This is a genomic window from Streptomyces sp. NPDC091272, assembly GCF_044757485.1.
In the GTDB taxonomy this organism is placed as follows: domain Bacteria; phylum Actinomycetota; class Actinomycetes; order Streptomycetales; family Streptomycetaceae; genus Streptomyces.
Map to the genome: position 1 here is coordinate 103,585 of NZ_JBIVVC010000011.1, position 24,126 is coordinate 127,710.

Consider the following 24,126-nt stretch of genomic DNA (forward strand, 5'->3'; position numbering starts at 1 on the left):
CCCGTCGGGTGGCCCCGGGGGAGCGCCCCCGCCCGGCCCCTCGGGGAAGTCCCCGAGACCTCCACCCCGCTCTCCACCCAGGGGAGTACACCGTCACCCGGTGGGTCATCCTCCGGGAGGCCAGCCAATGGGTACGAGGGCATGACGACCCGCGCCGCACCCGCCCCTAATCTTGAGATCAAGCGGTGGGTGCAGCACTCGTCCCCCGAGGTCAGACACCCGCCGCTTCCCACATGACAGGAGAGGGACCATGGCGGCCACGGCACCGAGGACGACGATCCGCACCCACGCGATCCGCGTCCGCGGACGCCGCGCCTTCGGTGCGTTCGGCGGCCGCAACTCCGGCCCGCGCCACCCCCTGGTGGCCACGGCCATGGTCCTCCCTCTCGCGGCCCTGCTCCTCTTCCTCTTCGGAGGCTGGGACGCGGTGGCCACCCAAGCGTCGTCCGTGGGCATGTTGCTGGGGCGCTGAGCGGCGCCCCCGACCCGGCAGAGCGGTCCGGGACGGGACAACACCACGCCCATCAGCCCCGTGGGGACGGGGGTGCGGCGGACGGCTGAGTTTGCCCGGACAGCTGGGGAGCTGTCCGGGCAAACGTGCGTCCGGACCCAGTCACCGGAGACCTGCCGCACGGAGTACGACACCGCGCCCCGGCGTCCCCGTGCCCGCCCGGGACTTGGGCACCCCTCACTCCGCCGCCCACGGCCAAGCCCCCCGGTCGGCGCCGGATAGACTCCCGGCCGCACCGTTCCACCCCCCCCAGGGAGCCATGACCACACCCCTCACCGTCACCCTCGCCGCCTTGGCCGAGGCCGCCGCGCATCCCGGCGGCGTGGCCCGTACTCCCTGCCGTCACGCTCCCGAGACGCTGCGGGTCCTCGCGGACCGGCCGGACGGTACCGTCGTCCGGCACGGGTCCCTGGTCATCAAGGCCCACGCCCCGGACACCGACCCACAGGCCCTGGCCGTACGGGCCGCCGTGGCCTCACACCCCCTTCTCGGCGGTGTCCTCCTGCCCGCGCTCCCGGCCGGCGCCGACCGGGCCGACGGGCGCCCCCTCACCGCCTGGCCCTACGGCACCCCGGTCGACCCGGAGGAACCGGACGCGGCTCCCTGGGAGGAGACCGCCGCACTCCTGGCCCGCCTGCACCGGACCCCGGTCGCCGCCCTTCCGGGCCCGCTCCCGCCCATGCGCGGCCCCGCCAAGGCGGCCCGAGCCGTCGCCCGGATGCGGGCCGCCACCGGACCGCAGGCGCCAGGAGCGACGGCCCCCACCTGCCCCCTACCTCCGCACGAACCCCTACTTCCGCACGAACCCCTACTTTCGCACGAACCCCGACCCCCGACCGAAGCGGTCCTGCGTGCCTGGCGCGCTCTGCCCGCGTGGGCCAGGGGCGAGGCCCCCGCGCCCGTGCGCCCCGCCGTCCTCTGCCACGGGGACCTCCATCTCGGTCAGCTCGTCCGGTACCCCGCTCCCGACGGCCCCTGGCACCTCATCGACATCGACGACCTCGGAGTCGGCGACCCGGCCTGGGACCTGGCCCGTCCCGCCGCCTGGTACGCGGCGGGCATCCTGGAGCCGGAGGTCTGGCAGCGGTTCCTCGCCGCCTACCGGGTGGCCGGTGGGCCGGCCGTGCCGGCGGAAGGTGACCCGTGGCCACAACTCGACGTCGCCGCCCGCGCGCTGACGGTCCAGACCGCGGCCCTCGCCCTCACCAAGTCGACGGCCGAGCAACGACCCCTCGACGAGGTGGAACAGCTGATGCTCGACTCCTGCGCGCGTATCGCCGCCCTCCCGCCCGAGTTGGACCGACGCCCCTCGTCGTAGGGTGAATTCCCCGTCGCCGGGCATGCATCCGAACGGTGCGCCCGAACCGCACGCGAAAACGAGGAGTGAGCCGACCATGCACTGTCCCAAGTGCCACGCCCCCATGCACACCTACAACCGCAACGGCGTCCAGATCGAGCAGTGCAGCAGCTGCCGGGGCATATTCCTGGACTACGGCGAGCTGGAGTCCCTGACCCGGCTGGAGTCCCAGTGGTCCCAGCAGGCCCCACCGCCCGTGCCCCCGCAGGCCTACCCCGCCGCCCCGGCCCCCGCCTGGGGCGCCCCGCAGCACGGCGGCCACGGCGGTCACGGTGGCCACGGCGGGCAGTACGGCGGCCACCACCGGCAGAAGGGCTTCGGCCGGATGCTCTTCTCCTCCTGACCTTTCCCTGCGCGGGCCCGTCCGGCGGGACGAGGCCCGCGCAGCCCGGTCCGGACAGGGGCGGGCGTGCGCCTCGCCGGCCCCGGCCTGGCGGACGGCGGAACATCAACTTCCGTGCCCGTGCCCCTGGTCAGGTGGCTGTCGCGCTGCCTAGTGTTCGCCACCATGACCTTCCTCGACAGGTCCAGGACCGTCGCCCCACCGGGCTGGAGCCGCTGGCTGGTGCCGCCCGCCGCCCTGGCCGTCCACCTCTCCATCGGCCAGGCCTACGCCTGGAGCGTCTTCAAGCCGCCGCTCGAATCGTCACTCCACCTCTCCGGCACCGAGAGCGCCCTCCCGTTCCAGCTGGGCATCGTCATGCTCGGCCTGTCCGCCGCGTTCGGCGGCACCCTCGTGGAACGCAACGGACCGCGCTGGGCCATGTTCGTCTCCCTCGTCTGCTTCTCCTCCGGATTCCTGATCTCCGCCCTCGGCGCGGCCACCGGCCAGTACTGGCTGATCGTCCTCGGGTACGGCTTCGTCGGCGGCATCGGCCTGGGGATCGGCTACATCTCCCCGGTGTCCACCCTCATGAAGTGGTTCCCCGACAGGCCGGGCATGGCCACCGGCATCGCCATCATGGGCTTCGGCGGCGGCGCCCTCATCGCCTCGCCCTGGTCGTCCCAGATGCTTGCCTCCTTCGGGGGCGAGGGGCCCGACGGCGGCTCCGGCATCGCCCTCACCTTCCTGGTGATGGGTCTCGCGTACGCCGTGTTCATGTCGCTCGGCGTCCTGCTGGTCCGCGTTCCGCCGCCGGACTGGAAACCGGCGGGGTGGCAGCCCAGCAGCACCACCCGCGCGCTGGTCACCACCGCCGACGTCTCGGCCCGCAACGCGCTGCGCACCCCGCAGTTCTGGTGCCTGTGGGTGGTCCTGTGCCTGAACGTCACCGCCGGGATCGGCATCCTCGAAAAGGCCGCCCCCATGATCAAGGACTACTTCGCGGACACCCCCACCGCCGTCTCGGCATCCGCCGCCGCCGGTTTCGTCGCGCTGCTCTCCCTCGCGAACATGACCGGCCGCATCCTCTGGGCCTCCACATCGGACCTCATCGGCCGCAAGTCCATGTACCGCGTCTACCTGGGCGTGGGCGCGCTGATGTACCTCGCCATCGCCCACTTCGGCAACGACTCCAAGCCCCTTTTCATCGTCTGCGCCCTGGTGATCCTGTCCTTCTACGGCGGCGGCTTCGCGACCGTTCCCGCGTACCTCAAGGACCTCTTCGGCACCTACCAGGTCGGTGCCATCCACGGCCGGCTGCTCACCGCCTGGTCCACGGCGGGCGTCCTCGGGCCCCTGATCGTCAACCAGGTCGCCGACAGCCAGGAGAAGGCGGGTCACCACGGCCCGAGCCTCTACACGACGTCGATGTACATCATGATCGGCCTGCTGCTGGTGGGCTTCGTCGCCAACGAGTTCGTACGTCCCGTCAATCCGCGCTTCCACGAGCCGCGGCCCGCCGAGGAAGGAAGCCCCGCCCATGCAGCCCAGCAGCCGTAACCCCAGGGTCCTGGCCGTCGCCGTCTGGCTGTGGGTCCTGCTGCCCTTCGCCTACGGCCTGTACGAACTCATCCGCAAGGCCACCCAGCTCTTCACCGGCTGACGCCGGCGCCGGGGGAGTGTCGGCCACGACGGCCCCCGGCACCACGCCGCACCAGCCCCCACCGCACCAGCCCCCACCGCACACGACCCACGCACGACGAGGTCCCCGGCCGAATCCGGCCGGGGACCTCAACTGCGGTGCGCGATACTGGGATTGAACCAGTGACCTCTTCCGTGTCAGGGAAGCGCTCTCCCGCTGAGCTAATCGCGCGGGACGATCCTTGCGGACCGGATCTTGCGTCGTGCCACGTGCTGTTGCGTGCGCGATACTGGGATTGAACCAGTGACCTCTTCCGTGTCAGGGAAGCGCTCTCCCGCTGAGCTAATCGCGCGGGACGGCCCTCGCGGGCCGGATCTTCGGTTGTGCTGCGTGCGCGATACTGGGATTGAACCAGTGACCTCTTCCGTGTCAGGGAAGCGCTCTCCCGCTGAGCTAATCGCGCTTGGAGGTGGAGACGGGATTTGAACCCGTGTAGACGGCTTTGCAGGCCGTTGCCTCGCCTCTCGGCCACTCCACCAGGAGTGTGCAGTAAGGGTATCGGGATGATTCCCCCACCATCGAGCGGACGACGAGATTCGAACTCGCGACATCCACCTTGGCAAGGTGGTGCTCTACCAGCTGAGCTACGTCCGCATGTCTGTCCGTTCCACTCGCGTGTCCCGGCGACGTGTTGAACTCTAGCGGATTCCTGGGCCAGCACAAAAACGCGTTTGTGCAGCGTGCTGCGCTGTCTTCGGCGCCCTCGCGCGGGCGGGCGCGGCCTCCGTGCCCGCCATAGACTCGACGCCGTGCCCGACCTCCCCTCTTCGGCCCGCTTCGGCGGCCTCGTCGCCTCCGATCTGCGCGATGTCACGAGCGATCCGGCCGCGCTGGACTCCTCGGGGTTCTGGGCCGTCGCCGCCGACTTCGAAGGCCGTCTCGTCTGCGCCCGCTTCGGCGACGTCCGCACCCAGCCGGTGCCGGCGCCCGTGCCCGGTGCCTGGCGGGGCCCGGCCCCCCACGCGTGGACGTCGTCGCTGGACCGTGCCGCCTACACGGCGGGGGTGCGCCGTATCCGCGAGCACATCGCGAGGGGCGAGGTCTACCAAGCCAATCTCTGCCGGGTGCTGAGCGCACCCGTCGACCAGGGCGCGGACGTGGACGCGCTCACCGCACTGCTGGCCCGGGGCAACCCGGCGCCGTACGCCGGAACGGTCCGGCTGCCCGCGCACGGCGTGGAGATAGCCACCGCGTCCCCCGAGCTGTACTTGCGGCGTACCGGGCGCGTGGTGGAGTCCGGGCCCATCAAGGGAACCGGGCGGACCGCGGCGGACCTGCTGGAGAAGGACCACGCCGAGAACGTGATGATCGTGGACCTGGTCCGCAACGACCTGGGCCGCGTCGCCGTCACCGGCTCCGTGACCGTACCGACGCTCTGTGCGGTCGAGCCGCACCCCGGCCTCGTGCACCTCGTCTCCACCGTCCGCGCCGAGCTGGCGCCCGGCCGGGGCTGGGGCGACCTGCTGGCCGCCACCTTCCCGCCCGGCTCCGTCACGGGCGCCCCCAAGTCCAGCGCCCTGAAGATCATCGAAGCGCTGGAGACCGCACCGCGCGGCCCCTACTGCGGCGGCGTCGGCTGGGTCGACGCCGACCGCGGCACCGGCGAGCTGGCGGTGGGCATCCGTACCTTCTGGATCGACCGCACCGCACCCGGCGGACCGTTCCTGCGCTTCGGCACGGGAGCGGGCATCACCTGGGGTTCGGACCCCGAGCGGGAGTGGGCGGAGACCGAGCTCAAGGCGTCCAGGCTGCTCGCGGTAGCGTCGGGTGCGTACGGGGTGACAGCGCGTACGAGATGACAGAGTGAGAGAGAAGGCCACGGCATGAAGGTTTGGGTCAATGGGGCACTCGTCGACGCCGACGCGGCCCGGGTGTCCGTCCTCGACCACGGGATCACGGTGGGCGACGGTGTCTTCGAGACCGTGAAGGCGGTGGAGGGCAAGGCGTTCGCCCTCACCCGCCACCTGGACCGGCTCACCTCCTCCGCCCGTGGTCTCGGCCTGCCGGCCCCCGACCTCGACGAGGTCCGCCACGCGTGCGCCGCCGTGCTGGAGGCCAACCCGGCGGCGCTCGGCCGGCTCCGCGTGACGTACACCGGCGGCATCTCCCCGCTCGGCTCGGACCGGGGCGAGGCGAGGCCGACGCTGATCGTCGCCCTCGGCGAGAGCAGCCGGCGGCCGGACTCCACCGCCGTCGTCACCGTCCCTTGGACACGCAACGAACGGGGCGCGCTCACCGGGCTCAAGACCACCTCGTACGGGGAGAACGTGGTCGCGCTGGCCCGCGCCCGTGAACAGGGCGCCACCGAGGCCCTGTTCGCGAACACCGTCGGGCAGCTCTGCGAGGGCACCGGAACCAACGTCTTCGTCGTGCTCGGCGGGCAGCTCCTCACCCCGCCGCTCTCCTCGGGCTGCCTGGCGGGCATCACCCGCGCCCTGACCGTCGAGTGGACCGGCGCGCAGGAGGCCGTGCTGCCGTTCGACGTGCTGGCGCAGGCCGAGGAGATCTTCCTGACCTCCACCCTGCGTGACGTCCAGGCCGTCCACCGCCTCGACGCACGTGAACTGCCCGCGGCCCCGGGCCCGGTGACCGCCAAGGCGATGCGCGTCTTCGCCGAGCGCGCCGGCGACGACCTCGACCCGTAGCCCCGTAGCTCCGTAAAGACCCGTGGCCCCGCAAAGACCCGTAGTCCCGCAAAAGGTGATGACGAGCGGGCCCGGCGGGGGTACAACTCCCGTGATGACCACGACCCTACGGCCGACCGGGCCGCTCCGGACCAGCACTGACGGCGCGCGCTCGCGCGACTACGAAGTGTGTGTGAACAGCCGCCCCGTCGGCACGGCGCAACTCGCCACCGAGCCCGACTTCGGCAACAAGGTCGGCCGGATCTCGGCCCTGCGGATCGACGAGGCGGACCGCCGCCGGGGCCGGGGCACGGTCGCGGTCCTCGCGGCCGAGGAGGTGCTGCGCGGCTGGGGGTGCGACCAGGTCGCCGTCTCCCTGCCGGCGGACACCGAACCCGCCCTGCGCATGGCGACCGCCCTCGGCTACGTCGAACGCAGTCGCAACATGCTCAAGGAGCTGCACCCCGAGCCGCCCGCCCTGCCCGCCCACGTCTCGGCCCGCCCGGTGACGCCCGCCGAGTACGACGCCTGGCGGCGGAAGGAGGCGGTGAGCTTCGCGCAGAGCTGGATCGACCGGGGGGTGTCCGCCGAGCAGGCCCGCGCCAAGGCCGCCGCGAGCGAGCGCAAGTTCCTGCCCGGGGGCCTCGCCACCCCGCACACCTGGATCAGCCACCTCCTGCACGACGGCGCACCGGTCGGCCTGCTCTGGGTCGGCAGGAACGAGATCGAGCCCGGCCGGTGGACCGCCTTCGTGTACGACGTCGAGGTCGTCGAGGGCGAACGCGGCAAGGGATACGGGCGCGCCCTGATGACCCTGGCCGAACGGACCGCCCGCCAGGCCGGGGACCGCCGCCTCGCTCTGCACGTCTTCACCAGCAACACGCCCGCCAGGAGCCTGTACGAATCGCTCGGCTACCGCACGACGTCCTTCAACAGCTACAAGCAACTGCTCTGACTGTGTAACTGCCTAACTGCTCTGGTCACCGTGGCGCCCGGCCGACAGCTCGTCGGCGATCTTCTCGATGCGCTCCCGCACGCCGCTGCTGTCCTTGCTCGCGTCGATCAGCTGCCCGCCGATCTCGTACGTCGGTGTGCCCCGCACCCCGATCGCCTTGCCCTCCGCCTGGTCGGCGTCCACGATCAGCAGATGCCGTCCGTCGATCAGGGCGGTGTCGAACTCCTCGGCGTCCAGGTCGAGTTCGCGTGCCACGTCGAGCAGGAGCGGCTGGCCCCGCTCGGCCAGCTCCGCGGTGCGCCCGAGGACCGCCTCGACGTACTCCCGGCCCTTGCCCTGCTGGTAGGCCTCCTCGGCGGCCTGCGCCGCGTCGTACGCGTGCCGGTGCTTCTCCAGCGGAAAGTGCCGCAGGCGCACCTCCAGCCGGTCGCCGTACCTGGCCCGCAGGGCGGCGAGGTCGGTGAGGGCGGCGTGGCAGTCGGGGCACTGGAGCTCGCACCAGACGTCCAGGACGACGGGGGTACCGGGGGAGGCGGGGGAGGGGTTGCTCATGAGGTCAGTCTCCCAGTCGTACGCCGACGGCCCCAACCGGGACCTGGGGAGGATCGCGCCCCCGAGATCTCCCTGAGACCGGACGCGAAGATGGCCGCACCCGGTGCGGGCGGTGCAGGATGGAGGTGACCGTACTTTCCACCGCTGGAGGACCGATGCTGCTGGTCGAGACCGTCTGCTCGGCGGTGTCCGCTGCGGGTTTGGGCATCGCCGCGATCACCGCGTACCGCAAGCGCTTCCTCGCCGCGACCAGGCTGGCCGCCTACTCGCTGGTCCCTGTCGGCCTGGTCATGACCGGGGCGGTGGGCTGGATCTCCGACATCGCGTTCAGGCCCGTCGTCTGGGCGGGCTTCGGCGTGCTCGCACTCGCCTGGCTGCTGTTCATGACGACCCGGGCCGTGGAGCGCCGCACCACGGGCACCCGCAAGGAGCGCAGGGCCGCGAAGGCGGCGCAGCGTGACGCGGTCGCCCCCGCCGCATCGGCGCCCGCTCCTGGCGCGGGCCGCAGCACCGCGCCGCCCGCCGTCGCACCGGCCCCGGCGGCCGGCGCCAAGCAGCCGAAGAAGGCTGCCGACGAGGACTTCAGCGACATCGAGGCGATCTTGAAGAAGCACGGAATCTGAGCGGAGGACCGGCCACCGGGCCGCACGGCGGGACGCGGCCCCGGCCACGAAAGCCTTGCGGCTCGGACACCGAAGCGATTGTGGATTTATACGGAATTTGGCGAACTGCCGCCGTTAGTGGGCGTGTTGGTCATTCCGTACCACCGGACTGCGTCATCATCGGCCCGAGATGCTCCAGACCTCCGCCGACGATGTCCCCGTCCCCGCACCCGTCCCGGCCGCGCCCGCCGAAGAAGCACGCGGGTGCCTCTTCGCGCTCTCCCAGCCGCCCCTGATGATCTTCCTCGCGGTGATCGGCACGCTGCTCATGATGGGAGCGGTCCATGACCTCTTCCTGGACTGACCCGGTGCTCAGCCCGAGGCCTCCTTGCGCCGCGCCCGGTACGCCGCCACGTGCAGCCTGTTCCCGCAGGTGCGGCTGTCGCAGTAGCGCCGTGAGCGGTTGCGCGACAGGTCGACGAACGCGTGCCGGCAGTCCGGTGCCTCGCAGCGGCGCAGCCGCTCCCGCTCGCCGGAGACCACGATGAAGGCCAGCGCCATCCCGCAGTCCGCCGCCAGGTGGTCCGCCATCGAGGCGCCGGGGGCGAAGTAGTGCACGTGCCAGTCGAAGCCGTCGTGGTCGGTCAGCCGGGGCGTCGTGCCCGCCGCGGCCACCAGCTGGTTGATGAGCTCGGCGGCGGCCCGCGGGCCGGGCGCCTCGAACACCTCCGCGAAGCGGGCCCGCACGTCCCGTACGGCCCGGAGATCGTCCGGACCGAGCCTGCCCACGTCGCTCACGTCGTGCAGCCGTGCGAAGGCGGTCAGCGCCTCGACGTCCGTCAGGCGGTCGGTCGGCTCGCTCTCCGGTGCGGTGTTCACCAGGTCGACGACGACGTCGAGGGCTTTCCGGGTGTCGTGGGGGATCAGCACGCTTAGCTCCCTGGCCTGCTGCGGGCCGGTGCCCGCCGATGCTGGCCGACTCTAGCCGCTCGTACCCGAGGCACTACGGACAGTGCCCCGCGGCGGACCGGGAGAGGGCACAGCGACGCCGCCGCCGCGGTGGATTCCGCGGTGACGGCGTCGATGCCTGCCCTATGAAGTTGTCCCTATGTGGTTGTCCGCCCATCGCCGTCGCCCCGAGTCGGACGGCGAGGAGCGACTCTCCAACTGGCTCAGTTCTCCGCCAGGATGTGAGAGAGCTCCGTGTCGAGGTCGAAGTGCCGGTGTTCGGTGCCAGGTGGCACCGCGGCATCCGTTCTCTTCAGGAACGACTCAAGCGCCCGCGCCGGGGCTTCGAGCAGGGCCTCGCCCTCCGGTGAGCTCAGGGCGATGCAGACAACGCCCTGACCGTGGCTCCGGGACGGCCAGACTCGGACGTCGCCGGTTCCGGTGGGCCGGTGCAGGCCCTCGGCGAGGAGATCGCGGGCGAAGACCCACTCGACCGTTTCCTCGGCTCCGGTGTGGAAGGTGGCATGCACGGCATAGGGATCGGCCGTGTCGTACCGCAGGCCCGCGGGTACAGGCAGTGATGACTCGCTCGACACAACGAGGCGCAGGTGCAGCTCGCAGCTGACCGTGGTGTTCATAAGCGCCAGGGCCTTTCGCTCAGTGTGCGCTCGGGGATTCGCACGTCGGCGAATTCGACATGCCACCTACGGGGTAGTTGTAAACCCTTATGAGTGTTTTGAGTCTCTTGCTGTCGCTCGTACGGCCGAGTCCTTCCTTGACCCGTACAGCCATTCCAGTGAGGGTGGCCGGTCGGGTAAGTTGGGACCATGAACGCGGAGAGTGACGGACGGGACGGGGTTGCCGGATCGACGGCGACCGAGCCCGGCACGGGGGGCGACACCGACGAGCGGGAGCTCGGATCGCGGGCGCCGCAGTACATCCAGGAACGCAGGACGCTGCACCTCAGCTGGCAGGTGGGCGTCTTCGTCGTCGGTCTTGCGGTCGTGGCCGCAGGCGTCGTCATGCTGCCGCTGCCGGGGCCCGGCTGGTTGGTGATCTTCGGCGGCATGGCGATCTGGGCGACCGAGTTCGTCTGGGCACAGCTGGTGCTGCGCTGGACGAAGCGGAAGGTCACCGAGGCGGCCCAGAAGGCGCTCGACCCGAAGGTGCGGCGGCGGAACATCATCCTGACCACCGTCGGGCTGGTGATCATCGCCGTGCTGGTCGGTATCTACCTCTGGAAGTTCGGCGTCGTGATGCCGTGGAAGATCAACGAGTAGGCAGCCGCCAGGGCGCGGGAAAGTGGTCGGGGGCACGCGCTGACATGCGGTAATGTTCTGCCTGTGCCCGGGCGATTAGCTCAGTGGGAGAGCACTTCGTTCACACCGAAGGGGTCACTGGTTCGAACCCAGTATCGCCCACCCCGGACCGACGGCCCGAGAGACTGAAAAGTCTCTCGGGCCGTCGGCGTTTTCCGGCTCCTTGGCCGGCTCCGGGGGCGCGGGAGGTCAGTGCAGCCGGCCGAGCCGGGAGCGCAGCCTGCGGGCGTCGCGCAGGCGCTGTTCGTACGTCGCCCCCACCACGAGCAGCAGCAGTCCGGCCAGCGCCGGGGGCAGCCAGCGCGGCAGGGCGCCGGCCACCTGGACGACGTACGGGGCGAGCTCGTGCAGCGCCACCAGGGCCAGCACGGCGCCGCCGAGCAGCAGCGGGGCCCCGAGCCGGTGCCGGGCGCCCAGCAGGGTCACCACGAGGGCCCCGAGGCCCAGCAGCAGCGGGCGCAGCCAGTGCGGGTCGGCCACGACGGCCACGAGACTCGGCAGCATCGTCACGGCCAGGCCCGGCCCGTACGCCACCCAGGAGGACGCCCGCGGGTCGTGCCGCCGCCGCAGCGCCCCCACGGCGAGCGCCAGGACGGACACCGGCAGGGTGTACGCCTCGGGTTCGCCGACCCCCGATGCCGCCAGACGCACCCAGGTGGCCAGCAGGAACAGCGCCCCCGCGGCCCACCCGACGGGCCGCCGGTCCCCGCGCACGGCGGTGCCGGCGGCGATCACCCCGCACAGGGCGAGCACCAGCGACAGCATCGGCCCCTCGCCCGCCGCGAGAGCCACGGCGAGCAGCATCGGCGCCGTGGCGGCGAGCTCGGCGGGGGCGTGAGGTGTCCAAGCGGCGAGCAGGGCGACCGCGGCGGGCACCACGAGGACCAGCAGCGCGGCCTGCTGCGGCGCCAGCGCGAGTGCGGCGGCTCCCGCGCAGAGCAGTCCGGTCGCGTACCCGACCCACGCGACGGCGCCCGCCGCCCGGAGCGCCGGGGACGGGGCGCGTACGGCGAGGGCCGTGCACAGGACCAGCAGCGTGCCGAACACCGCGAAGGTGCCGCCCCGGGAGGCCAGCGCCAGACAGGACACCGATCCCGCCGTCACGGCCGCGACGGCCGTCGCGCTGTACGACACGGCGCTACGGACACCGGGAGCGACGGTCGCCGCCGAGGGAGCGGCGGTGAGCGCGGCCAGGATCAGCGCGGCAGCCGTCACGGCGAGCTGGACGCCCAGCGCCGCCGAGTGGGACAGGTCGAGCGAGGTCGGGAGCAGGAGCACGGCGGCGGAGGCCGGGAGAACCGTGCCGACGGCCGTCGCCGGTCCCGGGGAGCGGCGGTGCAGCACCGCGAGGGCTGCCGCCGTGGCCAGCAGGATCAGCGGGGCGGTGGAGAAGGCGTGCCAGGGCACGTCGAGGGCGATCGTGTCGCGGAACGTGGTGGGCCGGCCCTGCCAGGGCGCGGCCGCCCGGGAGGCCGGACCCCACAGCACGGTCAGGGCCAGCGCGGGAACCGTCTGGAGGACCGCGCCGCCGCCGACCACCGCGGCCGACACCGCGAGGCCGGTCCTGACCGGGCGCGGCAGTCGGGGGGTGCCCGCCCGGGACAGTGCCAGGACGACGAGCGCGCAGAGCAGGCAGACGGGGGCCGTCCACGCGAAGGGCACGGCCGGGCGCACCGCCCCGACCACGGCGGCCGTCAGCGTCAGGCCCGCCGCCAGGGCGGTCGCGACCTGCGGCCTGCGCAGGGAGGCGGCCAGGGCGAGGGCGGCGCACGCGAGGAAGAGACCGGACGGCGCGAGGGCGACCGGCGTCGTCCGCGCACCCGAGGACAGGACCAGTGCCACCAGGAGCACGCACCCCCCGGCCGCCCAGGCGCAGACCGCGGCGAGAACGCCGACCGGGACGAACCTCCGGGAGGAGGGGCCGGTGCGGTCGGCGGAAGGGGCGGGGCCCACCCTGCGGTGGAGCAGCAGGAGAGCCGTGGCCGTGTCGGCCGCCGCCGTCGCCAGCAGCGCCCAGCCGACGGGGAGCGCCGTCGAGGAGTTCACCGACGCGAGCAGCACAAGCGGGAGTTGGGCGGCCGACAGCGCCGCCGGGAGAGGTACGCGCAGTCCCGGGACGAGCAGGCCGTACACCGTCCAGAGGAGAGCGAGCAGGGCCGCGGCCCCCGCGCAGTACGCCACGGCGCCGCTGTTCTCGAAGGCGACCTGGTGAAGCGCGTACGCGTCCAGCACCGTCAGGAGGAGGCCGACCACGCCGATCGACTCGGCCGTCGCCGCCAGACCGCGGCGTACCAGCAGCACCGGAGCGGCCAGCGCGGCGACGGTCACCAGACCCAGAGCGGCGGAGCGGCCCGCGATGCCCAACTGGCCCCAGCCGACCAGGGTGAACGCCAGCGCGGCGACAGCGAGCAGGATCCCGCCGAGCGTCAGCAGCACGTTCTGCGCGCCGGACGTGGCTCGGGGTGTGCCCGCGAGGGTGCGGGCGCCGGGGGCGGACCGCGGCGGGGGAGCGGGCCGGCCGGCCGGGTTCGGCCGGGCAGCGTGCGGCGGCGCGGCGGACGGCTGGTTCAGCACCTGCACCAGCCAGTCGCGGCGCAACAGCAACTGCCGCTTGCGCACGTCGAGTTGCGTCAGCTCGCGGTCGAGGAGCACCAGCTCGTCGGCCGGCCCCAGGGGCGGAACGTTCGTCATGGCGTGAGTGTGGGCGCACGGACCGCCCCCGCTAAGGGCACGGATACTCAAAGAAGCTACTCAGATCCGGGGTGAGTACGTGCGTGTGCCGCAGACTTGGCCCATGGACTGGTGCCACTACCGCTTCCGCAGCATCTGGGACCTGCCCGCCCCGCCGACGGACGTCTACGCGCTGCTGGAACGCGCCGAGGACTATCCGCGCTGGTGGCCGCAGGTGCGCGAGGTCGTCCCCGGCGACGGGCGCACCGGCACCGCGCGCTTCCGCTCCTTCCTCCCGTACGACCTGCTGGTGACCGTGCGCGAACGCCGCCGTGACCCGGCCGCCGGGATCCTGGAGATCGGCATGACGGGCGACCTGGAGGGCTGGCTGCGCTGGACCGTCGTCGCGCACGGCGCCGGGAGCCGCGCCCACTACGAGCAGGTGGTCGACGTGCACAAGCCGTTGCTGCGCAGGCTCGCCGTCCCCGGACGGCCAGTCTTCGTGGCCAATCACGCGCTGATGATGCGGGCGGGACGCAGAGGGCTGGCGGCCGTGCTCGCGGGGTGAGGCGGGCGCGGTTTGGAACCACCCGGAAAAGCGCTGTATGGTTCAACCCGTTCCCGGGCGATTAGCTCAGTGGGAGAGCACTTCGTTCACACCGAAGGGGTCACTGGTTCGAACCCAGTATCGCCCACCTGGGAAAGGCCGGTCCGTCACAGACGGACCGGCTTTTTGCATGCCGGGAGGCGCCGTCGGCCTCGCCGTGGCGGGCGGACCCCCGGTGGCGCGTCCCCGGACCCGGGTGGTGCGTCCCCGGAAGGGACCGCCGTTCCCGGCGTCAGGCCGCTTCGGCCCTGCGGAGCTCCGGGCGCAGCGGCCACGCGGGATCCACCGCCTCGTCCGAGCCGTTGCGTGCGAACCACGCCTGCAGCCCCCGTGCCTGCGCCGCGTGCCACACCGCCTGGAGGGTGTGCAGTTCGGCGGGGGAGAGACGTTCGAGCCGGGCGGCGAACCGGCGGCCCACCGCCCGTACGAGCTCGATCGAAGCCGTCGCGTCGGCCGCCGCGTCGTGCGCCCCGTCGAGTGTCACGCCGTAGAACTCGCACAGGTCGGTCAGGGTGCGGCGGCCCTTGCGGTACCGGTCCAGATGCTTGTCCAGGACCCGCGGGTCCAGCACGTGCAACGGCCTGGCCTCCAGGTAGCGGGACAGCGACGACGCCCGGTGGCGCCGCAACTCCCGGTCCAGCATGGTCAGGTCGAACGGCGCGTTCATGATGACCAGCGGCCGGCCCGCCGCGCACTGCTCCGCCAGCGCACGGGCTATCTCCTCCACCACGGGCGACGGCCACCGGCCGTTGTGCTGCAGGTGTTCGTCGGTCAGCCCGTGTATCTCGGTGGCCCCGGCGGGCACCGGAACGCCGGGGTTGATCAGCCAGCGGGTGGCGCGAAACCTCGCTCCCGCCGAGTCCTGCACGACAAGGGCCGCCGAGACGATCCGGTCGCCCTCCACGTCGACGCCCGTGGTCTCCGTGTCAAAGGCCGCCAGGGGCCCCTCGTACCAGCACGTCATGTCCCAACTCCTCCAGCGCTCACGGCAGATGATGTGCCTCACGGACGGACCCGGTGCGCTTTCTGCCCGAAGCGGTGATACCCGGGCCGTTTACGCCATAAGCCGTACGGAGACAACACAGGTGACGGGACGCCGAGTTGACGGCCCGTGACCACCCCCCTGATCGGCACGGCCCGGAAGGCACACGTCAGCCATGGCGCTCACGCAGCCCGAACCGGGCGGGCTGCTGCCCGGACGGATCTCATCGACCGACCACCCGCCCCGGGGCGCGCTCGCCACCACCGCCTGCATGGAGACCCTCCAGGTGGGCTATCTGCACGCGGTCGCGGCGGCCGCAGGCTGCTCGCTCTCCCAGCCCTTCCCCGACAACGGGATCGACTGGCACGTCAGCCACGGCTCGCCCGTGCACACCATCGACGACGAAGTGACCATCAAGGTCCAGCTCAAGTGCACCTACCAGATCGCCCCGCACCCGCCCGGCGCCGCGTTCTCCTTCACCCTCGACAACGACCACCTGGTGAAGCTGGCGCGCACCCCCGTCTCGGTGCACAAGATCCTGGTGGTGATGCTGGTCCCGAGGGACCGGGACGACTGGCTGCGGGCCGGACACGACCGCCTCGACCTGCGGCACTGCTGCTACTGGACCAATCTGGCCGGACACCCGGTGACCGGCCGGAACAGGACCAACGTGCGGGTCCCCACCTCGCGGATATTCGACGACCGAGCCCTCTGCGAGATCATGACGCGCGTCGGGGCGGGAGGGAAACCCTGATGCACCGTTACCGGCCGATCGACGAGTCAGGACGGCCCCACCCGGGCGAGGTGCCCGGCAGCTGGGACGGCGGCGGACCCGAACCCTGCCAGGTCGACCCCGCCGTCCTGGGCGCCCTGCTCGCCCGGCACGGCTGGCGGCGGCGCGGGGGAGCCGCCGGGCGGTACGCGCGCTGGACACCGCCGGGGCCCACGGGCGGCGCCACCTCCCTCCTCGTACCCGAGTCACGGGCCTTCCCCGACAGCGACGACCTGCTGGGCGAGGCGCTGACCGCGCTGGAGCGCTGCCCCGCGCCGTCCGCCCGCGAGGTACTGGTGCAGCTCGCGGTGCCCAGCGACGAGGTCCGCTGGTGGCGGGACGTGCCGGAGGAGGTGACGGGGGCCGCGGCCTGGCCGGCCCAGGAGAAGCTGCGGGCGGCGGCGCGCCAGTTGCTGCTCGCCGGGGCGCTCGCCGCCAGCGGGCGGGCCGGCTACTACGGGGCGCGGCACCGCAGGCAGGCACAGTCGGCCCTGGACGGCGTGCTGGTCGGAGCGGGCACGGGAGGGCGTGAACTGACCGCCTTCGTGCCGGTCGTCACCGGGCGCGGCACCGTCGTACGCCTGCACCACGCGCTGCACGCCGCCCGCGAGGCCACCGACTACCAGCGCGCCACCGGCGGCATGGAGGCCTTCGACGCGGCGGTGGAGGCCGGGGTCAGCCATGAACTCACCGACGCGGTCGTCGCGCTGGTGCAGGGCGCGCAGGGAGCCCGGATCGCGCTGGCCTGGGCGCCTGCGGCCGGGGTGCCGCCGGGCTGCGCGGCCCGCCCCGAGGTGGTCGAGTTCTCGCCGGGCGACCTGCCCGCACTGCGGGCGGCGGGGGCCCGCTACCGGCGTGACGAGCCGTCCGTGCCGGTACGGATCACCGGGGCCGTCGTACGGATGCGCAGGTCGGCCCCGCGCGGTGGCGGAACGGTCCGGCTGCGGGTGCTCGCGGGCGCGGAGGTGCCGCACGTACGGATCACCCTGGACGAGGAGGCGTACCGCATCGCGGGCCACGCGCACCTGGTCGGACTGCCGGTCCAGGTGCGGGGACGGCTGGAGAGCCGGGGCGGTTTCCGGCGGCTGACGGGGGCGTCGGGAGTCGCTCCCGTACAGGTGGACGAGGCGGAACGGGACCGGCTGCTGAAGGCGCTGCACGAGAACCTGGACTTCTTCGAGGAGGCCTGCAGCGGGGAGGACTGAGGGGCTGCCCGGCGGGGGTGTGACAACCGTTTCGCGTGCGGGCCGGGTCGCTCGGTACGATTCGGGTGCGTGCCGCTTCCTCAGGCGCGCACCCCCCTCAGTCAGGAGAGACCGGTGTCAGACGTCCGTGTGTTCGTCCAACGCGATTCCGAGCGGGAAGAGCGCGTGGTGACGACGGGCACCACGGCAGCCGAGATCTTCGCCGGTGAGCGCTCGATCGTCGCCGCACGCGTCGGGGGCGAGCTGAGGGACCTGTCGTACGAGGTCGCCGACGGCGAGGAGGTCGAGCCGGTCGAGATCACCTCCGAGGACGGGCTCAACATCCTGCGTCACTCGACCGCGCACGTGATGGCGCAGGCGGTGCAGGAGCTGTTCCCCGAGGCGAAGCTGGGGATCGGCCCGCCGGTCAAGGACGGTTTCTACTACGACTTCGACGTCGAGCGGCCCTTCACGCCGGAGGACCTCAAGGCGATCGAGAAGCAGATGCAGGTCATCCAGAAGCGGGGGCAGAAGTTCTCCCGCCGGGTGGTCAGCGACGAGGCGGCCCGCGAGGAGCTCGCGGACGAGCCGTACAAGCTGGAGCTCATCGGCATCAAGGGCTCTGCGTCCAGCGACGACGGCGCGGACGTCGAGGTGGGCGGCGGCGAGCTGACCATCTACGACAACCTCGACGCGAAGACCGGCGAGCTGTGCTGGAAGGACCTCTGCCGCGGTCCGCACCTGCCCTCCACCCGTAACATCCCGGCCTTCAAGCTGATGCGCAACGCCGCCGCCTACTGGCGCGGCAGCGAGAAGAACCCGATGCTCCAGCGCATCTACGGCACCGCGTGGCCGTCGAAGGACGAGCTGAAGGCGCACCTGGAGTTCCTCGCCGAGGCCGAGAAGCGCGACCACAGGAAGCTCGGCAACGAGCTGGACCTGTTCTCGATCCCGGAGCAGATCGGCTCAGGACTCGCCGTCTTCCACCCCAAGGGCGGCATCATCCGCCGGGTCATGGAGGACTACTCGCGCCGCCGGCACGAGGAGGAGGGGTACGAGTTCGTCTACACCCCGCACGCGACCAAGGGGAAGCTCTTCGAGACCTCCGGGCACCTGGACTGGTACGCCGACGGCATGTACCCGCCCATGCAGCTCGACGAGGGCACGGACTACTACCTCAAGCCCATGAACTGTCCGATGCACAACCTGATCTTCGATGCCCGGGGGCGTTCGTACCGCGAACTGCCTCTGCGGCTGTTCGAGTTCGGAACCGTGTACCGGTACGAGAAGTCGGGCGTGGTGCACGGTCTGACCCGGGCCCGCGGCTTCACGCAGGACGACGCGCACATCTACTGCACCAAGGAGCAGATGGCGGAGGAGCTCGACCGCACCCTCACCTTCGTTCTCGGGCTGCTGCGCGACTACGGTCTGACCGACTTCTACCTGGAGCTGTCCACCAAGGACCCGGAGAAGTTCGTCGGCTCGGACGAGATCTGGGAGGAGGCCACCGAGACGCTGCGCCAGGTCGCCGAGAAGCAGGGCCTGCCCCTGGTCCCGGACCCGGGCGGCGCGGCCTTCTACGGCCCGAAGATCTCGGTGCAGTGCAAGGACGCCATCGGCCGCACCTGGCAGATGTCGACCGTGCAGCTGGACTTCAACCTGCCGGAGCGGTTCAACCTGGAGTACACGGGCCCCGACGGCACCAAGCAGCAGCCGGTCATGATCCACCGTGCGCTGTTCGGCTCGATCGAGCGGTTCTTCGCGGTGCTCCTGGAGCACTACGCGGGTGCGTTCCCGGCGTGGCTGGCGCCCGTGCAGGCGGTCGGCATCCCGATCGGCGACGCGCACATCCCGTACCTCCAGGAGTTCGCCGCCGAGGCGAAGAAGAAGGGGCTGCGGGTCGACGTGGACGCGTCGTCCGACCGGATGCAGAAGAAGATCCGCAACCAGCAGAAGCAGAAGGTCCCGTTCATGATCATCGTCGGTGACGAGGACATGGCCGCCGGGACGGTCTCCTTCCGGTACCGCGACGGGTCGCAGGAGAACGGCGTCCCGCGCGACGAGGCGATCGCCAAGCTGGTGGACGTGGTGGAGCGTCGCGTGCAGGTCTAGCGACTGCCGTGGCGAGGAGAGGGCGGTTCCTGCCGGGAGCCGCCCTCCCTGCTGTTCGCCCAGCTCGTCCGCCTATGCTTTCCGCATGACGACTGAGCCGGAGCAGCAGAGTGGACCGGTGGGTGAGCCGGACGGGTTCGGGCGGCTGTGGACGCCCCACCGGATCGCGTACATCCAGGGTGAGAACAAGCCGACCGGACCCGGGTCCGACGACGGCTGTCCCTTCTGCGTGGCTCCCGCGCACAGCGACGAGGAGTCGCTGATCGTCGCGCGCGGCACGAGCGTCTTCGCGATCATGAACCTCTATCCGTACAACGGCGGCCACATGATGGTCATGCCGTACCGGCACGTCGCCGACTACACGGAGCTGGACGACGCCGAGACCGCCGAGCTGGCGCTGTTCACCAAGAAGGCGATGACCGCGCTGCGCACGGCGTCCGGGGCGCACGGGTTCAACCTCGGCATGAACCAGGGCTCCGCCGCGGGCGCGGGCATCGCCGCCCATCTGCACCAGCACGTGGTGCCCCGCTGGGGCGGGGACACCAACTTCATGCCGGTCGTCGGGCACACCAAGGTGCTGCCGCAGCTGCTGGCCGACACCCGCAAGATGCTCGCCGACGTGTGGCCCGAGCAGCCGTAGGAATCACGCGTCGTACACGTCGGCCTTGCGCGGCGACGGGTCCTGGACCATGCCACTGAGGTTCATCGCACGGCCGCTGAAGCGTTCGGTGTCGACCCCGTGGTCCTCCAGGACCTTGATCGCCGCGGTGTGCACCACCCGTAGCACCGGCGCCGCCGCGCGCATCGCGTCGTCCGCCATGAAGCGGTGCCGCCAGGGCTTCGCCGCCCAGGCGTGCCGCAGGCCGAACGGCTCGGGCAGCGAGAGCTTGCCGCCGAGGTGGTCCAGGAGGTTCGGGAACCAGGTGAGCGGGGCGCGGGCGCTGAGCCGGACCACCTCGTTGGTGTCGGTGAGCGGCAGCTCGCGGGTCTTGGTCTCCCAGAACTTGACGGTCTTGCCGACCGTCACCGTCTTCGGACTCGGCTTCGTGGTGAAGAGGGGGTGCACCGGGCCCAGCGCGTGCCCGGTGACCTCGATGCGCAGGGTCTCGTGCAGCACGGTCACCGTGATGAGCATGGTGATGACCAGCTGACCGTCCCACAGGGTGAACTGGACGCCCAGGTAGTGCCGGTTGCCCGCGCCGAACTGCTGCTCGTTGCAGATGCGCTGTATCTCGTGGTTCTTGATCTGGTACGCGTCGACGTCCTGGCCCTCGGGGCGGCTGACCGAGCCCGCGTTCTCGCCGACCGGGGCGACGATCCAGTGCCGGACCGACGGCGTCGGGAAGCCGCCGGTGTGCAGCGGGCCGCGCTCCAGCATCCGCAGCTGGTCGTGGATCGCCCTTATGACGTCCCAGCTGCGGAAACCGTGGATCTCCTTGGCGGGGTCGGCGCGGTTGAGCTCCTCGGCGAGCTGCCAGCTGCCCCAGCGGGTGCCCATGCCGAGTATGCCCTTGGGGCCCGCGTAGAAGACCGCGTTGGACTGCTGCTCGGCGGTGAGGCGGGCCAGGCTCTGGCGCAGGCTCTCCGCGTCGACCTCGCCCGGACTCTTGGGGACGGCTTCCGGGATCTTGGCGCCGATGCCGCCGCCGGACAGCAGCGCCGACCAGCGTTCCCTGAGGTCCCTGGCGGTGGACTCGCAGATTTGCTTGGCCCAGAGCCAGCCGATGACCGGGGCGACCAGCATGGCGCGCAGATAGATGCCGAGGAAGCCGGAGAACGGCAGCTTGATCAGGAAGAGCACGACCAGGCCGCCGACGGCGACGAGCAGGACCGTGCCCAGCGCTCCGGCCCTGCGGTCCTTGGCGCCCGCGATGGTGCGGCGGAGCTGGAAGACGGCCAGCCAGAGCAGCAGGCCGGGCAGGAAGAGCAGGCCGAAGACGGCCATGACGAGCGTGAGCTTGGTGTCGCGGGCCTTACGGATGTTGGTGGCGGCCAGACAGTGCTCGACCACCGTCTGCGGTTCGGTGCCGAAGGACTGGATGAGCGCTTCGCGGGCGCCGCCGAGCATCCGGATCTGGATGGCGCGGGAGAAGGCCTCGCCGAGGTTGGGTTCGAAGAGGGAGAGCCTGCCCTTCTTCACCTCGGACTTGTGCCACTCGCTGTTCGCGTCGAGCAGCGTGGTGACCGCGCCGTCGCGGTAGGCGGCCGACGCGAGCGCGTGCGTCGCCGCGGTCTGCCCCGCCGAGCCCTGGAGCGGTACCTGTGCACCGGGTGAGAAGTCGAATCCCGAGTCCGCCACTACCGCCCCCATCGACCGTCCACGTACGACACCGTGCTGTGCTGTGTGCTGCTCCGTGCGTCGCCCTGCACTGCGGCCTGTTCCCAACTGCCGCGCGCCGCACACCTGCTGAGCTGCGATCACAGACTATCGACGTGTTGCCCCGCACGTCATGGGAGCGCGGAATGCCGCCCACCGCAAGCGAATTGGCCGGACAGATCGGGACGGCATCACCGCAAACCGGTCAACTAGGCGCCACTTTGGTCCTGTTCGCGGAATTTGCCCGCCAGCTGGGGTGGCATCGGCTCGTGCCTGGCGTACGTACGGCTGAAGCGTCCGGTGCCGTGCGAGACGGAGCGCAGGTCGACGGCGTACCTGCCGATCTCCACCTCCGGGACCTCGGCGCGGACCAGGGTGCGGCCGTGGCCGGCCTGTTCGGTGCTGACGACCCTGCCGCGCCGGCCGGAGAGGTCGCTCATGACGGGGCCGACGTAGTCGTCCGGGACCAGGACGGTGACCTGGGCGACCGGCTCCAGGAGGTCGATCCGGGCATCGGCCGCCGCCTCCCGCAGGGCCAGCGCCCCGGCGGTCTGGAACGCCGCGTCCGAGGAGTCCACCGAGTGCGCCTTGCCGTCCCGCAGCGTGATCCGTACGTCCACGAGCGGATGTCCGGCCAGACCGCGGGCGGCCTGGGCGCGCACGCCCTTCTCCACGGAAGGGATGAACTGGCGGGGCACCGCACCGCCGACCACCTTGTCCACGAACTGGATGCCGGTGCCCGGCGGCAGCGGCTCCACGTCGATCTCGCAGATGGCGTACTGGCCGTGGCCGCCGGACTGCTTGACGTGCCGGCCGCGGCCCGAGGTCTTCTCGCCGAAGGTCTCGCGCAGCGGCACCTTGTGGCCGACGGCGTCGACGCGGACCCCGTACCGCGTGCGCAGCCGCTCCAGCGCGACGTCGCGGTGTGCCTCGCCCAGGCACCACAGGACGAGCTGACGGGTCGCCCCGTTCTGTTCCAGGCGCATCGTCGGGTCCTCGGCGACGAGCCGGGCGAGGCCCTGCGAGAGCTTGTCCTCGTCGGCCTTGCTGTGCGCCTGGACGGCGAGCGGCAACAGCGGGTCGGGCATGGACCACCCCTCGACGAGGAGCGGATTCTCCTTGGCGGAGAGGGTGTCGCCGGTCTCCGCCCGGGTGAGCTTGGCCACGCAGGCGAGGTCGCCCGCGACGCAGTGGGTGAGCGGTCGCTGCTGCTTGCCGAACGGCGAGGAGAGCGCGCCGACCCGCTCGTCGAGGTCGTGGTCGGCGTGGCCGCGGTCGGCCAGTCCGTGGCCGGAGACATGGACGCTCTCGTCGGGGCGCAGCGTGCCGGAGAAGACCCGTACGAGGGAGATCCTGCCGACGTAGGGGTCGGCGGCGGTCTTGACCACCTCGGCGACGAGCGGACCTGCGGGGTCGCAGGTCAGCGGGGGAGCGGGGTGGCCCTGCGGGGTGGTGACGGCGGGGAGTTCGTGTTCGGCGGGGGTCGGGAAGCCGCCGGTGATCAGCTCCAGGATCTCGACCGTGCCCAGGCCCAGGCGGCTGCCCTCGGCTGCGGGGGCGGCGGCCACCACGGGGTGGAACCTGCCGCGGGCGACGGCCCTCTCCAGGTCGCCGACGAGGGTCTCCAGGTCGATGTCCTCGCCGTCGAGGTAGCGGTCCATCAGGGACTCGTCCTCGCTCCCGGCGATGATCCCCTCGATGAGCCGGTCCCGGGCGGCCCTGATGCGCGGGAGCTGGGCGGGGTCGGGGGCGAGTTCCGTGCGTTCGCCGCGGGAGTAGTCGTAGATCCGCTGCGAGAGCAGGCCGAGGAGCCCGGCGACCGGGGCGTGTCCGTCGGGGCCGTGCTCGCCGTACAGCGGGAGGTAGAGCGGCAGTACGGCGTCCGGGTCGTCGCCGCCGAAGGCCTCCGCGCAGAGGTCGGTCATCGACTCGAAGTTGGCGCGCGCCGCCTCCAGGTGGGTGACCACGATGGCGCGCGGCATCCCGACGGCCGCGCACTCCTCCCACACCATGCGGGTGGCCCCGTCGACGCCGTCGGCGGCCGAGACGACGAAGAGGGCCGCGTCCGCGGCGCGCAGACCGGCCCTCAGCTCCCCGACGAAGTCCGCGTAACCGGGGGTGTCCAGCAGATTGATCTTGATGCCGTCCCAGGCGACGGGCACGAGCGAGAGCTGTACGGAGCGTTGCCTGCGGTGCTCGATCTCGTCGTGGTCGGAGACGGTGGTGCCGTCCTCGACCCGGCCGGCCCGCTGCACCGCACCCGTGGCGAGTGCGAGTGCTTCCACCAGTGTGGTCTTGCCCGATCCGCTGTGGCCGACCAGCACCACGTTCCGTACGGATGCGGGGTGGTCGGCCGGTGTCGCCCTGCCGGCGGCTCCGGGATGTGCGCTCGATTTGGTGTGTACGCCCATGGTTTCCGGCCTCCCGAGGAAAGGTGCACGGTGAGGAGAAGGGCGCGGACATGAGGAGCCGCTGCGGCGTGGCGGCCTCGATGACGCCCGCGGTCATTCGAGCTTTCCACCCGGGTCACCTTGCGTCCATACCCGGGCCGGCCGCGTGTGCGGGGGCGGGGCGGGAGCGCGGGTCCGCG

Annotated in this window: 23 protein-coding genes and 7 tRNA genes; 18 read left to right on the top strand and 12 right to left on the bottom strand. The window is 71.9% G+C overall.

Going from position 1 to position 24,126, the window contains the following annotated elements; translation table 11 throughout:
• The first annotated feature begins 250 nt into the window (after positions 1-250).
• The 5 genes from ACIQM4_RS26805 to ACIQM4_RS26825 all read left to right on the top strand — a co-directional run bounded on the left by ACIQM4_RS26805 (position 251) and on the right by ACIQM4_RS26825 (position 3,853).
• Positions 251-472 (top strand): hypothetical protein, encoded by a 222-nt coding sequence (locus tag ACIQM4_RS26805; RefSeq protein ID WP_401596487.1) that lies wholly within the window; start codon positions 251-253, stop codon positions 470-472.
• Positions 473-770: 298 nt separating this feature from the next.
• Positions 771-1,829, top strand: coding sequence for a phosphotransferase (locus ACIQM4_RS26810; RefSeq protein ID WP_401596489.1), 1,059 nt, complete (start codon positions 771-773; stop codon positions 1,827-1,829).
• A 76-nt stretch (positions 1,830-1,905) separates the two neighbouring features.
• Complete coding sequence (locus ACIQM4_RS26815; RefSeq protein WP_401596492.1) at positions 1,906-2,211, top strand: zf-TFIIB domain-containing protein; 306 nt, start codon at positions 1,906-1,908, stop codon at positions 2,209-2,211.
• 165 nt (positions 2,212-2,376) lie between these two features.
• A complete protein-coding gene (locus ACIQM4_RS26820; RefSeq protein WP_401596495.1) occupies positions 2,377-3,750 on the top strand; it encodes an OFA family MFS transporter in 1,374 nt (457 codons plus the stop codon).
• Positions 3,731-3,853, top strand: a complete 123-nt coding sequence (locus tag ACIQM4_RS26825) for a hypothetical protein (protein WP_401596497.1) — start codon at positions 3,731-3,733, stop codon at positions 3,851-3,853. The genes ACIQM4_RS26820 and ACIQM4_RS26825 overlap by 20 nt, the downstream gene beginning before the upstream one ends.
• Positions 3,854-3,991: 138 nt before the next feature.
• On the opposite strand, the gene ACIQM4_RS26830 is transcribed toward ACIQM4_RS26825, so the two are convergent.
• From ACIQM4_RS26830 to ACIQM4_RS26850, 5 genes are all read right to left on the bottom strand, one after another.
• Positions 3,992-4,063: transfer RNA gene (locus ACIQM4_RS26830), tRNA-Val, on the bottom strand.
• 49 nt (positions 4,064-4,112) lie between these two features.
• Positions 4,113-4,184 (bottom strand) — tRNA-Val (locus ACIQM4_RS26835).
• A gap of 39 nt (positions 4,185-4,223) precedes the next feature.
• Positions 4,224-4,295, bottom strand: a tRNA-Val gene (locus ACIQM4_RS26840).
• A 1-nt stretch (position 4,296) separates the two neighbouring features.
• Positions 4,297-4,370: transfer RNA gene (locus ACIQM4_RS26845), tRNA-Cys, on the bottom strand.
• A gap of 43 nt (positions 4,371-4,413) precedes the next feature.
• A tRNA-Gly gene (locus ACIQM4_RS26850) sits at positions 4,414-4,486 on the bottom strand.
• A 155-nt stretch (positions 4,487-4,641) separates the two neighbouring features.
• Between ACIQM4_RS26850 and ACIQM4_RS26855 the strand changes: the two genes are divergently transcribed.
• The 3 genes from ACIQM4_RS26855 (at position 4,642) to ACIQM4_RS26865 (ending at position 7,471) form a co-directional block, all read left to right on the top strand.
• Positions 4,642-5,691, top strand: coding sequence for a chorismate-binding protein (locus tag ACIQM4_RS26855; protein WP_401596500.1), 1,050 nt, complete (start codon positions 4,642-4,644; stop codon positions 5,689-5,691).
• 24 nt (positions 5,692-5,715) lie between these two features.
• Positions 5,716-6,537, top strand: coding sequence for an aminotransferase class IV (locus ACIQM4_RS26860; protein ID WP_401596502.1), 822 nt, complete (start codon positions 5,716-5,718; stop codon positions 6,535-6,537).
• A gap of 94 nt (positions 6,538-6,631) precedes the next feature.
• A complete protein-coding gene (locus ACIQM4_RS26865) occupies positions 6,632-7,471 on the top strand; it encodes a GNAT family N-acetyltransferase (RefSeq protein ID WP_401596504.1) in 840 nt (279 codons plus the stop codon).
• Between the two features lie 12 nt (positions 7,472-7,483).
• Here ACIQM4_RS26865 and ACIQM4_RS26870 read toward each other — a convergent pair whose 3' ends face one another.
• The gene (locus ACIQM4_RS26870) at positions 7,484-8,023 is read right to left on the bottom strand and encodes a DsbA family protein (protein ID WP_401596507.1); all 540 of its coding nucleotides are present in this window, start codon (positions 8,021-8,023) and stop codon (positions 7,484-7,486) included.
• A 158-nt stretch (positions 8,024-8,181) separates the two neighbouring features.
• On the opposite strand from ACIQM4_RS26870, the gene ACIQM4_RS26875 reads away from it, so the two are divergent.
• Both ACIQM4_RS26875 and ACIQM4_RS26880 read left to right on the top strand, forming a co-directional pair.
• Entirely contained in the window at positions 8,182-8,646 is a 465-nt protein-coding gene (locus ACIQM4_RS26875) for a hypothetical protein (RefSeq protein ID WP_401596873.1), read from the top strand.
• Positions 8,647-8,815: 169 nt separating this feature from the next.
• The gene (locus tag ACIQM4_RS26880) at positions 8,816-8,989 is read left to right on the top strand and encodes a hypothetical protein (protein WP_401596510.1); all 174 of its coding nucleotides are present in this window, start codon (positions 8,816-8,818) and stop codon (positions 8,987-8,989) included.
• An 8-nt stretch (positions 8,990-8,997) separates the two neighbouring features.
• Here the strand turns inward: ACIQM4_RS26880 and ACIQM4_RS26885 are convergent, their stop codons facing one another.
• Positions 8,998-9,555, bottom strand: a complete 558-nt coding sequence (locus tag ACIQM4_RS26885) for a CGNR zinc finger domain-containing protein (protein ID WP_401596512.1) — start codon at positions 9,553-9,555, stop codon at positions 8,998-9,000.
• Positions 9,556-9,797: 242 nt separating this feature from the next.
• A complete protein-coding gene (locus ACIQM4_RS26890) occupies positions 9,798-10,211 on the bottom strand; it encodes an SsgA family sporulation/cell division regulator (protein WP_003987206.1) in 414 nt (137 codons plus the stop codon).
• Between the two features lie 189 nt (positions 10,212-10,400).
• On the opposite strand from ACIQM4_RS26890, the gene ACIQM4_RS26895 reads away from it, so the two are divergent.
• On the top strand, positions 10,401-10,853 hold the full coding sequence (locus ACIQM4_RS26895) for a TIGR02611 family protein (protein WP_401596515.1): 453 nt from the start codon (positions 10,401-10,403) through the stop codon (positions 10,851-10,853).
• 69 nt (positions 10,854-10,922) lie between these two features.
• A tRNA-Val gene (locus tag ACIQM4_RS26900) sits at positions 10,923-10,994 on the top strand.
• Between the two features lie 87 nt (positions 10,995-11,081).
• Here ACIQM4_RS26900 and ACIQM4_RS26905 read toward each other — a convergent pair.
• On the bottom strand, positions 11,082-13,583 hold the full coding sequence (locus ACIQM4_RS26905; protein ID WP_401596518.1) for an SCO7613 C-terminal domain-containing membrane protein: 2,502 nt from the start codon (positions 13,581-13,583) through the stop codon (positions 11,082-11,084).
• A 103-nt stretch (positions 13,584-13,686) separates the two neighbouring features.
• Here ACIQM4_RS26905 and ACIQM4_RS26910 point away from each other — a divergent pair, with 103 nt between their 5' ends.
• Entirely contained in the window at positions 13,687-14,130 is a 444-nt protein-coding gene (locus ACIQM4_RS26910; RefSeq protein ID WP_401596521.1) for an SRPBCC family protein, read from the top strand.
• Positions 14,131-14,185: 55 nt separating this feature from the next.
• A tRNA-Val gene (locus ACIQM4_RS26915) sits at positions 14,186-14,257 on the top strand.
• Positions 14,258-14,401: 144 nt separating this feature from the next.
• On the opposite strand, the gene ACIQM4_RS26920 is transcribed toward ACIQM4_RS26915, so the two are convergent.
• Positions 14,402-15,133, bottom strand: coding sequence for a 3'-5' exonuclease (locus ACIQM4_RS26920; RefSeq protein ID WP_401596524.1), 732 nt, complete (start codon positions 15,131-15,133; stop codon positions 14,402-14,404).
• A 193-nt stretch (positions 15,134-15,326) separates the two neighbouring features.
• On the opposite strand from ACIQM4_RS26920, the gene ACIQM4_RS26925 reads away from it, so the two are divergent.
• The 4 genes from ACIQM4_RS26925 to ACIQM4_RS26940 all read left to right on the top strand — a co-directional run bounded on the left by ACIQM4_RS26925 (position 15,327) and on the right by ACIQM4_RS26940 (position 19,859).
• Positions 15,327-15,905 carry a DUF4365 domain-containing protein gene (locus tag ACIQM4_RS26925; protein ID WP_401596527.1) on the top strand — a complete coding sequence of 193 codons (579 nt, stop codon included), beginning with the start codon at positions 15,327-15,329 and terminating at the stop codon, positions 15,903-15,905.
• Positions 15,905-17,128, top strand: a complete 1,224-nt coding sequence (locus ACIQM4_RS26930) for a hypothetical protein (RefSeq protein ID WP_401596529.1) — start codon at positions 15,905-15,907, stop codon at positions 17,126-17,128. The genes ACIQM4_RS26925 and ACIQM4_RS26930 overlap by 1 nt, the downstream gene beginning before the upstream one ends.
• Before the next feature lie 114 nt (positions 17,129-17,242).
• Positions 17,243-19,219 carry a threonine--tRNA ligase gene (gene thrS / locus ACIQM4_RS26935; RefSeq protein WP_401596531.1) on the top strand — a complete coding sequence of 659 codons (1,977 nt, stop codon included), beginning with the start codon at positions 17,243-17,245 and terminating at the stop codon, positions 19,217-19,219.
• 85 nt (positions 19,220-19,304) lie between these two features.
• Positions 19,305-19,859, top strand: a complete 555-nt coding sequence (locus tag ACIQM4_RS26940; protein ID WP_401596534.1) for an HIT family protein — start codon at positions 19,305-19,307, stop codon at positions 19,857-19,859.
• A gap of 3 nt (positions 19,860-19,862) precedes the next feature.
• Here the strand turns inward: ACIQM4_RS26940 and ACIQM4_RS26945 are convergent, their stop codons facing one another.
• On the bottom strand, positions 19,863-21,530 hold the full coding sequence (locus tag ACIQM4_RS26945; RefSeq protein ID WP_401596536.1) for a hypothetical protein: 1,668 nt from the start codon (positions 21,528-21,530) through the stop codon (positions 19,863-19,865).
• Between the two features lie 215 nt (positions 21,531-21,745).
• The gene (locus tag ACIQM4_RS26950) at positions 21,746-23,947 is read right to left on the bottom strand and encodes an elongation factor G-like protein EF-G2 (RefSeq protein WP_401596538.1); all 2,202 of its coding nucleotides are present in this window, start codon (positions 23,945-23,947) and stop codon (positions 21,746-21,748) included.
• Positions 23,948-24,126: the final 179 nt, after the last annotated feature.